Genomic DNA, 11,023 nt, shown 5'->3' on the forward strand with positions numbered 1-11,023 from the left:
ATGGCATAATGATAGAATCATATTATTCTATTTGAAAAATAGTCACGCAATGTTGAAAAATATAATAAAAACAACTTTCCGAAGCTTCTGGAAAAACAAGACCGTCACTTCCATCAATGTGATCGGTCTGGGGGTGGGGCTGGCCACCTGCATTCTGATGATGCTCTATATCTGGGATGAGGCAAGCTATGATAAGCACCACCTGAACAAAGAGGACCTGTATAGGGTGGCAATCCAGTTTAACGACATGCGTGGGGCGCCTACTCCAGCTCCCATGGCCGAGGCTTTCAGGGAGGAGTTCCCCGATGTTGTCCAATCAGCCAGACTATTTCCTTATCCCATGCTGGAATCCATGTTTCTCACTTACCAGGATAACGGGGTTGAAAATACCTATCAGGAAATCAATGGGTATTATGTAGATTCGACATTTTTTGATGTTTTGACTTACGAATTTGTGGAAGGGGATCCACATCGGGCCTTGAACCGTCCCAATACCATGGTGTTATCGGCTTCCCTTGCCACCAAAATTTTTGGAAATAAAAGTCCGGTAGGGGAAATCCTCAAGGTAGGACTTCCGGAAGGGGATTTTGACTATAGGGTGGACGGGGTTTTTGAGGATTCAGGATTGCGTTCGCATGTGGATGCCCGGTTTTTCCTTTCCATGGCCAATACAGATATCGGCGAATATGTGGCGCAGGAGACTTCTTGGTCCAGCAACAACATGTTTTATACCTATCTAAAAGCCCAGCCAGGAACTGATCAGATGATGCTGGAAGAAAAATTAAGGGAGTATTATAAAAGGCAAATTCAGGCAGACGCTGATGCCAGGGGCATGACAATGAGCATTTTTCTGCAGCCGGTATCCGATATATACCTTACCTCTGATTTGGGTTTTGAAATTGGGAACAATGGTAATATCATGTATCTGTATGTATTCGGCTCCATAGGATTGTTTATCCTGTTGATAGCCTGCATTAATTTCATGAACCTTTCCACTGCCAAATCCGAAAAACGTGCCAAGGAAGTTGGTGTGAGGAAGGTGATCGGAGCGGAAAAAGTACAGCTGGTCCGTCAGTTTTTAGGGGAATCCCTGTTGATGAGTTTTGTGTCCTTGGCATTGGCCATTGTAATCTTGCTGGTTTTGCTTCCTGTATTCAATGATTTTGCAGGCAAATCCTTGCAGGTTTTTCAGGACCCATGGGTTCTACTCACCATTTCTATTTTAACCGTTGCTACCGGACTTATCGCCGGGCTTTATCCTGCCTTTTATCTTTCCGGGTTCAAGCCGGTGGCTATTTTCAAGGGTGGCCGTGGTGGCGGATACTCCGCAGCCAATATTAGAAAAGGGCTGGTGGTTTTCCAGTTTGTCATATCTGTGGCATTGATTGCCATGGTATTGGTCATCCGCAGCCAGATGAATTTCCTGGAAAGCACGCCACTGGGGTTTGACAAAGAGCAACAGCTTGTCCTTTCTCTTCAAAGCAGTGAGTCCATTGAAAACTTTTCTACCCTCAAAAACAGTCTTGAAAACCATCAGGGGGTAAAATTGGTGTCCGGAGGCTCGGTTTATCCGGGGCTGGAGGTTCTACAGGACTGGTTGCTTTATGCAGAGGGTACCAATTCTGACGAGATGCGCCAAGTCCATATTGGCCGGGTGGCCAATGACTATATAGAAACGCTTGGGCTGGAACTGATTGCGGGTCGGAGCTATACGGATGATTTTACCAATGAGGAGCTTGCCATTATCCTTAATGAAAAGGCAGTAAAATCCCTGGGTTTCGCAGGACCGGAGGAGGCTCTGGGCAAGAGGCTCATCATGGAGTGGCAGGATACGCGCAGTGAGTATGAGGTAGTGGGTGTGATGAAAGATTATCATTTTGAAAGCCTCCATAAGGGCATAAAGCCATTTGCTCTGGTCCGAACTTCGAAGCCTCCTTACCTTATTGCCAAAATCCAGACAAATCAAGTGAAAGACGTATTGGATTTTGCAGAAAGCTCCTGGAAAAACATCAATGCCGCCACACCTTTTGCCTATTCCTTTGTTGACCTGGATTTTCAGCGCAACTACGAAAAAGAACAAAGAACAGCAACGATTATCCTCTACTTTACCTCTATTGCCATTATCATTTCCTGTATAGGTTTATTTGGCTTGGCCGCATTCACCGCAGAGCAAAGGACAAAGGAAATCGGTATCAGAAAAGTGTTGGGAGCCAGCACTTGGAGTATCACTGCATTGGTATCCAAGGAGTTTTTGGTCTTGGTGGGTTTTGCCATTGTCATCGCAGCCCCTCTAGGTTATTATGCAGCCAGTAGATGGCTGGAAAATTTCGCTTATAAAATAGAATTGTCCATATGGGTATTTCTGATCTCAGGCTTACTGGCAGTGTTGATTGCTTATGGAACCATTAGTTTTCAGGCCCTCAAAGCTGCCTTGGCAAACCCGGTGAATTCATTGAAATCTGAATGAAGACGGAAGACCGAAGACGGAAGACGGAAACTAGATTCGGTCTCCCGTCTTCGGTCTTCCGTCCCAAATTTTAACACGGACACCAAACATCGGTCATCCGACATCCGACATCAAAACAAACAAAACCATGTTCAGCAACTATTTCAAAATTTTCCTCCGAAATCTCCGACGCAATCCCACCTACATGATGATCAACGTGCTTGGTCTGGCGGTGGGGATGGCGGCGAGTATATTGATTTTTCTTTTTGTGAAGCACGAGCTCAGCTATGATCGCTATCACGAAAAGGCAGAGAGGATTTACAGGGTCTCCAGACAATGGGTCAACCCTGACGGTCAGATAAGTTTACATTTGGGACATGCGGCGCCGCCTTTTGCCCCTTTGATCAAATCAGACTTTGGGGACAGGGTAGAAGAGGCGGTCAGGCTGTTGAGCAATAATCCTATTTTGATCCATGAGGGCAAGTCTTTTCAGGAGGAAGATTTCTTCTTTGCCGATCCGGAGGTTTTCAAAGTGTTTTCCTGGAAAATGCTGGAAGGAGATCCGAACCAGGCATTGACTTATCCTGACGGCTTGGTGATCACGGAATCCATGGCCAGAAAATATTTCGGCAACGAAGATGCCATGGGCAAAGCCATTGAGATGAAAGTCGGTGAGTTTTCCTGGGACCTGCAGGTTAGGGGGGTGATGGAAGACATTCCTGCCAATTCACATTTCAATGTGGAGTTTTTGGCGACCATGAATCCCGTGATCGCCTTTTATGGCAGTCTCGACCAGATGATGCAGAATTTCGGAAACAACTCCTTTTCCACCTATTTGCTCCTGGCAGAAGGTGTCGACCCTCATGCTTTGGAAAGTGAATTTCCGGCTTTTATCGACCGGCATATCCCCAATGAAAGCAATAAGCCTGTGTCCGAGACCACCCAACTGAATCTATGGCCGCTGACTGATATCCATCTGCATTCCAATCTGGATTCGGAGATTGAACCCAACAGCAGCATTGAAAATGTATACATCTATTCCGCCATTGCCTTGTTTATCCTGCTGATCGCTTGTATCAATTTCATGAATCTTGCCACTGCCAGATCTGCCAAGCGGGCAATGGAAGTTGGACTAAGGAAGGTGATGGGTGCGGACAAGACACTTTTGGTCAAGCAATTCATGAGTGAGTCCATGTTCCTGGTGATTCTGGCTTTGCTGTTTGCTTTGGTGATCGTGTGGGTGGCATTGCCGGCATTTGGGAATTTTACCGCCAAAGAACTAAGCCTAAACCTGCTCCAGGAACCGCAGCTTTTGCTTTGGATGGCTCTGCTCGTGCTGTTGGTCGGTGCATTAGCAGGAAGTTATCCCTCCCTTTTCCTTTCGGGTTTTCAGCCGGTGAAGGTGTTGAAAGGCACCTTTAAAATCGGCTCAGCCCATGAAAAGTTCAGGTCTGTTTTGGTGGTGGGGCAGTTTGCCATTTCCATTGTGATGATTGTAGGGGTAATGGTGGTGTTAAATCAGCTCAACTTTATCAAAAATAAAGATTTGGGTTTCGATAAGGAGCAGATTGTAGTCTTGCCGGCTTATGCTGAGTTTACCGGCAATTATGAAATGATGCGGGAAAGGCTGCTGCAGCATCCGGGCATAGCAGAGGTTTCCTTAGCGAGCAGAGTTCCGTCCGGCAGGCTGCTGGACTCCCAGGGAACGCAGGCCGAAGTGAATGGGGAGCTCTTGCCCATCAATGTCCGCATTTCAGATATTCATGTGAGCCATTCATTCCTGAATACCTTCGGAATGAACTTAGTGGCCGGGAGGGATCTGGATTTTAACCTTGCCAGTGATTCAACTGGTGCCTTTCTATTGAATGAAGCTGCTGTGAGGGCAATCGGTTGGTCAAGCCAGGAGGAGGCGGTGGAGAAGCAGTTCCATTATGGTATACGGCGCGGTTTTGTGGTGGGTGTGATAGAGGATTTTCATTTTGAATCCCTGCACCAGCCCATCAGCCCCATGGTTTTCATGGTGCCAGAGGACCGTTTCAATCAAGTGGCGGTCAAACTTCATCCTGACCGTCAGGATGAGGCCATGGCATTTCTTCAGGACGAATGGATAGCCATGAAGTCGGATTTTCCCTTTTCGCCCTTTTTCATTGAAGACAGGTTTTGGGAGCAATATGAAACAGAGGAAAAAGTAGGCCAACTGTTCGGCTTTTTTGCCGGGCTGGCCATTGTTATTTCCGTTTTGGGACTGTTTGGCCTTGCCGCCTATTCCACAGAACAAAGGACAAAAGAGATCGGCATCCGAAAGGTCATGGGAGCCAGTGTGACCAATATAGTGACCTTGCTGGGCAGGGATTTCCTGAAGCTTGTTTTGATTGGCTTCCTGCTGGCCATCCCGATCGGCTGGTATGGGATGAGCCAATGGCTTGAAAACTTCGCCTATTCGGTAGGGGTGAGTTGGTGGATCTTTGTGGTGGCGGGACTGGTGGCCTTCCTGGTGGCGGCCATCACGGTGAGCAGCCAATCGATCAGGGCGGCACTGGTGAATCCGGTGGATACATTTAAGGAGGGGTAGAGACCGAAGACGGAAGACGGGAGACCGGATGCGGGATTGGATTCCGTCTTCCGTCCATTAACATATTAACGTGACCAAATATGTGGAAAAACTATTTCACCATCTCAATCAGGAACCTGGGTAAGCGGAAGCTTTATGCCGGGATCAACATCTTGGGCCTGACCATTGCCATTGTGAGTTTTTTGGCGATTTCACTTTATATCCATCATGAATGGAATTATGATAAAATGTATACGGGATACGACCGGATATATAAGCTTAACCAGGAATTTTTCTCAGGAGGTGAAGGTCAAATGGTCAGCACTTCTCCTTCCGCTTTGGTTCCTGCAGTTCTGGAGGATATTCCCGAAGTTGAAACGGGGACGGTGGTTTTTGATCTCAGCATTTTCTCCACAGTTTTGATCACAGGGGATGAGCTCAGTGTGGAGGAATCAAAATTTGCCTATGCAGACCAAAATTTCTTTAAGGTTTTTGACTTCCAATTGCTGGAAGGAAACCCGGAGGCGGCCTTGGCTGAGCCCAACCAGCTGGTATTGACTGAATCTACCGCCCGCCGATATTTTGGAGATTCCAGAGAGGCCGTTGGCCATACATTGAGAGTAGAAAGTGGGGAATATACTGTATCGGCAGTTATGGAGGATTTTCCCACCAACAGTCATTTGGACTTCGATTTTTTGGCATCATTTAAATCCCATCGACATGGCAGGGAGCCGGAATGGTCTCCCAGTAATTACTATTCCTATATCAAACTAAGCGAAGGGGCAAAAACGGCTGTTTTAAAAACCAAAATGGAGCAGCTGGTAGAAAAATATTTAGGCGAAACCCAACGGGATTATAATTTCCAGACAGCCATGCACCTCCAGCCTGTTACCGGCATTCATTTGCGTGGTGAGGGTTTGAGTGGGGTAAAGCCAGGATCGGATATGAAATATCTTTATATTTTCGGAATAGTGGCCGTCCTGCTGATTTTTATAGGTATAATCAATTATGTTAACCTGGCTACAGCCGAAGCCACGGAAAGAAATAAGGAGGTAGGATTGAGGAAGGTGATGGGAGCTGACCGAAGGCAGCTTTTTAATCAATTTATTTCAGAATCCTTTATCTTGACTGCATTTGGTCTTGTATGCAGTATGGTTCTTTTGGCTATTCTGGGTTATAAATTCGAAGAAATTTCCGGTGTTCCCATGCAAATCGGATTCCTGTTTACCCCTATTGGAATCGGTTTTCTTCTTCTGCTTTTGCTCTTGGTGGCTTGTTTGGCTGGAATTTATCCGGCCGTAATCCTTTCGGGAATGGATCCTTTAAAGGCATTGGGCAAAAAAAACAAATTGGGAGGCGGTGCCTGGCTTAGAAAATCCCTTGTGGTTATCCAATTTTTTATTTCCATCGGCCTTTTGATTGCGACCATGATCGTCAAACAACAACTGGACTATATGCAGGCGGTTAATTTGGGCTATGATAAGCAGCAGCTGATTTCCATCAATACGCATCATAAAATGATGGAAACCATTCCTGCCCTGAAAAGTGAATTGGTCAGAAAAGGTGTGGCAAGTTCGGCCTCTTTAGCCGCAGATATGCCCATTTATATAAAAGGAGGGTATGCTATTGAGGCCGGATTTGACAATACCAAGGAGATCAGCATCACCGGATATGCGGTAGATGAGGATATCATCAAAACAATAGGGGCCGGAATTGTTGCCGGCAATGATTTTACAGAGCAGGACATCAGTAGAAGTCAAGCTTTTGAGACCGGGGAAGAGCTGCCTATTATCCTCAACGAATCAGCGGTGAGGGAACTTGGCTGGAGTCCGGAAGAGGCTGTTGGCAAAAAGGTACTGGCTGGCAATCCGGCTCGGATCAAGGCAGTGGTGAGTGATTTTTATTTCAACAGTCTGCACCACAAGGTTGGTCCCCTGATGATCTTTATCGATAAGGACCAGACCAATTTGCTTTTGGTTCGGTTGGCGAAGGGAAATCCTGCTGAGCATTTGGCCAGCCTAGAGGAAACCTGTAAGGGGCTTGTGCCCGACAGACCCTTCAATTATAAATTTGTAGACCAGGAATACGCAAACCTTTATCAATCTGAGGTGCGAGTTGGAAGGATTTTCAGCCTGTTTGCGGGCATTGCAGTGGTGATTGCCTGCATGGGGCTTTTTGGCCTTGTTTCCTATGTTGCTTTAAGAAGGACGAGGGAAATCAGTATTAGAAAAGTGCTTGGTGCCTCAGGTCAGGATGTTCTGAAACTTTTGTCTTCTGATTTCTTTATGCTTTTGGCAATTTCCTCTGTTTTGGCTGTGATTTTTGGACTTTGGTTCAGTAGCCAATGGCTTTCCGGCTTTGCCAACCGGGCCGTGATCCCGCTTTGGATTTATCCTTCGGCTATTTTGGTGGTGGCTTTGATTTCTTTCCTGACCATAGGATATAGGACAGTGACGGTGTTTGTGAAAAGGCCTGCAGAGACGCTGAAGGATGAGTGATGTGGGAAGAACTGCCAAGCAGGATTTTGATCAGGTTTTTAAAAAGTATTTTCCACTTGAGGATGGGGAGTTCAAGTTCTTCGATGAGACTATCAGCAACTTTTATCAATCGGATTTCAGGGTGATGAAGGTGTTGGGGATGGCAACTTTGATGGCATTGGGGATAAGTTTTCTAGGGCTGTTTGCTTTGATCCCCTTCACCATTGCGCAGAGGACAAAGGAGATCAGTATACGTAAGGTGCTTGGAGCAGGGACAATGGAGATTTTAATGAGCCTTTCAAAAGAGTATGTTTGGCTGATGGCGGTTGCTTTTGGGCTTGCGGCTATCCTTACCTGGTATCTTTTAAACAGTTGGCTTCAGGAATTTCACTTCAAGATCAATATGCCTTATGAACTTTATGTGGCCGCAGGTTTGGCGGTTCTACTGGCCTCTCTGGCGATAGTGGGCATGCAGGGGTATAAGGTTGCCCAGAGGAATCCGGCAGAGGTGTTGAAGAGTGAGTAAATGCAGACGCTCGAAGACGGGAGCATCTAAATAGGGACCACGATCCAATCTACGCAGGCAGGGTTTTGCGGAGATTTAAGAGAGTTTAATCGAGTCTGCTTTGCGGCGAAGAGTTGGTTCGGTCCTCTGTTCCCCGTCATAACTTTCGTCCGCCAGCGAACAAAAATGTACGATTCAAATCCTCTGTAAAATCAAAATATCCCTCCCTAGACACGGAATTACACTTTTTCCCCATGGCACGAATGTAGAATATACCACCCTACATTAACTTCCGACACGCCACGGCGTGCAGGCATCCAACATCTGACATCCGACATCCATACATCCAACATCCCATGATCCACCTCAACAACATCAACAAATACATCGACTCCCGCTTTCAGCGGATATTTATTCTCAAAGACGTTGACCTGACTATTGAACAAGGCGAGTTTGTTACCCTGATGGGACCGTCGGGGGTGGGTAAGTCAACACTGCTGAATATCATAGGGCTGCTTGATGATGATTATGAGGGGGAGTACCTGTTGGACGGGCAGTCAATCGGGACTATGAAGGAGCGGCAAAGGTCTGCTCTTCACAAAAGCGAATTCGGCTACATCTTTCAGGCTTATCACCTCATTGATGAACTCACCGTTTACGAAAACATTGAAACCCCACTTTTATACAGGAATGTCTCCTCAAGCGAGCGGAAATCCATTATTGCCGAACTGCTCGACAGGTTCAATATGGTGGCCAAAAAAGACCTGTTTCCCGAGCAGTTATCCGGAGGGCAGCAGCAGCTGGTGGGGATTGCAAGGGCCGTGGCGGGCAAACCGAAGATTTTGCTGGCCGATGAACCTACAGGCAACCTCCATTCCGCACAGGCCAAAGAGATCATGGAAGTATTTCAGCAGCTAAACAGGGAAGGAACCACGATTGTACAGGCTACCCACTCCCGTGAGAATGCAGATTATGGTCACCGATTAATTGAGATGATGGATGGCAAAATTTTACAACAAGTCAGCATTTAATATGAAGTTACCAGTATTGTTTTTAATTGTTTGGTTGGGGTATGTTTTGCCTGTAAAGGCCCAAGACACCCTGCTCATTTCTTTTCAGGATGCGGTTAAGATTGGTCTACAGCAAAATCAGAATTTCCAAATAAGGAAAAATGAACAGCATGTCCTAAAAATGGAAAGACAAGCTGCGATAATGGGACACCTTCCCAGAGTGAATATCAACAACAACCTTTTCCGCCAAATGGGCCAGCAATACCAGCAGCTGGAAGGGCAGCTTGTTGTTACCAATGTTACCAATGACTTGCTCACCACAGGTTTGAATGCAAACCTTCCCATTTTCAATTCTGGACGCAGACTTTTTACCACCCGGGCAACTCGGCAATTTGAAGAGGCAGGAAGTCTTAACCTACATAGAGCTTCCCAAGATGTGGTGTTTGAAATTGCACAGCAATACCTGCAGATTTTACTTGATCAGGAACTCTATAGAATTGCGGTTCAAAACTTGGAGAACCAAAAGGAACAGCTTCGCCAAATCGAGGGCTTCGTTGAGGCGGGTCTTCGGACGCTTTCCGATCAGTACAACCAGCAATCCGAAGTGGCCAGACTAACTACCGTGGTGCTGGATGCTGAAATCCAGTTGGAAACGGATATGTGGCAATTTGCCGAAACTTTGCAGCTAGAGTCCAACACTATTCCGGAATTGTTGCCCCTTGACCTTGAAACAGTGCCGAGCGAGTTTCTTGACCTTGGTCTGGATGAGCTTTATGAACTAGCTACAAACAACAGACAGGATTTTAGGGCACAAAAACTACTGGTGGGCGGGCAAAAAGATATGATTTCCGCAGCGAGGTCCTTTTATTATCCCCAGATCAATGGTTTTTTTAATTACAATACCTTCTTCACCTCATTAGATGAGCGAAGTTTTAGAGATCAATACATGAGGATTTATCCGCAGCGGACTTTTGGGATCAATATCACCATTCCTATTTTCAACAATTTTGAAAATAGGGTGGCGGTAGCTAGAAGTAAAATGGAGCACAACAATCAATCGCTGGAATTGAATGCCATAGAGAGAAGGCTCACCCAAGAGACCAAGCTTGCCTTCGAGAATTACCGAGTGGCCATCAAAAGAGAGGAGGCAACAAAGGTACAGCTTGAAGCCGCAGAGGTGGCGCAACAGGTGATCGAGGAAAGGTTTCGACTTGGAGTGAGCAATTTTGTGGACCTTGCCCAGGCAAACCAGCAACTGGTGACCGCCCAATCTGACCATGCCCAAGCTCGCTATACCCATTATTTTCAGGAAGTGATCCTGCGGTATACTTTGGGGGTGTTGGAAGTGAAGTAAGTGTAAGGTACTCGTATTTTTGCCACGAAGAAGTGAAGGCGCGAAGGGGGTGGGCCAAAGGCTAAAAGGTGCGGAGGAGTGTTGGTTTAAAGGTTTAATGTCCTTAAGGGAATAGCTGCGCTAGATTCCCTTAAGGACTGATTAATGGATTAAGGAGGAGCCGTAGTTTAGAAGTTTATACGGCCTTCGGCCTGGTTTAGGGGGTTAGAAATCGCGAAGCGGCGAGAAAAATTTTGTCACCGTTCATGTTACCAGATTTACTTTTTACTTGCCACTTTTAACCTAATCCTCTCTGCGCTTCTTTGCAAACTTTGCGGTGAAATTTGAAACGTTAACCCGAGTCGGAGACATTGCACTCAGTGGTGCGAAGTCTGAGGACCTTCACACAACGGTATGCCCACAGCTCCACTAGGAGCGGCCGATATAATAACCGCCGGTGACAACCGGTGGGCAGCAAACACCTACCACATCATAAGTCCCAGAGGGATGCACCATATAAATTTCTGCGTGAAGGTTAAAAGATCCAAAATGCGGTGGAGTCCACTTCGGCGTTTTTATGGGGCCGTATACCCGCCGACCCAAAGGGCTATATACTCCCGACCTCCTCCCGATCAGGTCCGCTTCAGGGCTCCATCAGGTCCGCAGAACAGCCGGCTTGTGTGTGCTCCGTGCCTGTTCCG

At 46.6% G+C, this 11,023-nt stretch carries 6 protein-coding genes; all 6 read left to right on the forward strand.

The genetic code is table 11. The features are described from left to right. The first annotated feature begins 49 nt into the window (after positions 1-49). The 6 genes from KI659_RS02130 to KI659_RS02155 all read left to right on the forward strand — a co-directional run bounded on the left by KI659_RS02130 (position 50) and on the right by KI659_RS02155 (position 10,343). Positions 50-2,467 carry an ABC transporter permease gene (locus KI659_RS02130; RefSeq protein ID WP_213943686.1) on the forward strand — a complete coding sequence of 806 codons (2,418 nt, stop codon included), beginning with the start codon at positions 50-52 and terminating at the stop codon, positions 2,465-2,467. A 127-nt stretch (positions 2,468-2,594) separates the two neighbouring features. Beyond that, entirely contained in the window at positions 2,595-5,018 is a 2,424-nt protein-coding gene (locus KI659_RS02135) for an ABC transporter permease (RefSeq protein ID WP_213943687.1), read from the forward strand. 80 nt (positions 5,019-5,098) lie between these two features. Continuing rightward, on the forward strand, positions 5,099-7,495 hold the full coding sequence (locus KI659_RS02140) for an ABC transporter permease (RefSeq protein WP_213943688.1): 2,397 nt from the start codon (positions 5,099-5,101) through the stop codon (positions 7,493-7,495). Then, on the forward strand, positions 7,488-8,000 hold the full coding sequence (locus KI659_RS02145) for an ABC transporter permease (RefSeq protein ID WP_213943689.1): 513 nt from the start codon (positions 7,488-7,490) through the stop codon (positions 7,998-8,000). The genes KI659_RS02140 and KI659_RS02145 overlap by 8 nt, the downstream gene beginning before the upstream one ends. Positions 8,001-8,335: 335 nt before the next feature. Continuing rightward, positions 8,336-9,010, forward strand: a complete 675-nt coding sequence (locus KI659_RS02150) for an ABC transporter ATP-binding protein (RefSeq protein ID WP_213943690.1) — start codon at positions 8,336-8,338, stop codon at positions 9,008-9,010. A gap of 1 nt (position 9,011) precedes the next feature. Beyond that, the gene (locus KI659_RS02155) at positions 9,012-10,343 is read left to right on the forward strand and encodes a TolC family protein (protein WP_246535258.1); all 1,332 of its coding nucleotides are present in this window, start codon (positions 9,012-9,014) and stop codon (positions 10,341-10,343) included. Positions 10,344-11,023 lie beyond the last annotated feature (680 nt).

This window comes from Litoribacter ruber, assembly GCF_018449405.1.
GTDB classification, from domain to species: Bacteria; Bacteroidota; Bacteroidia; order Cytophagales; family Cyclobacteriaceae; genus Litoribacter; species Litoribacter ruber.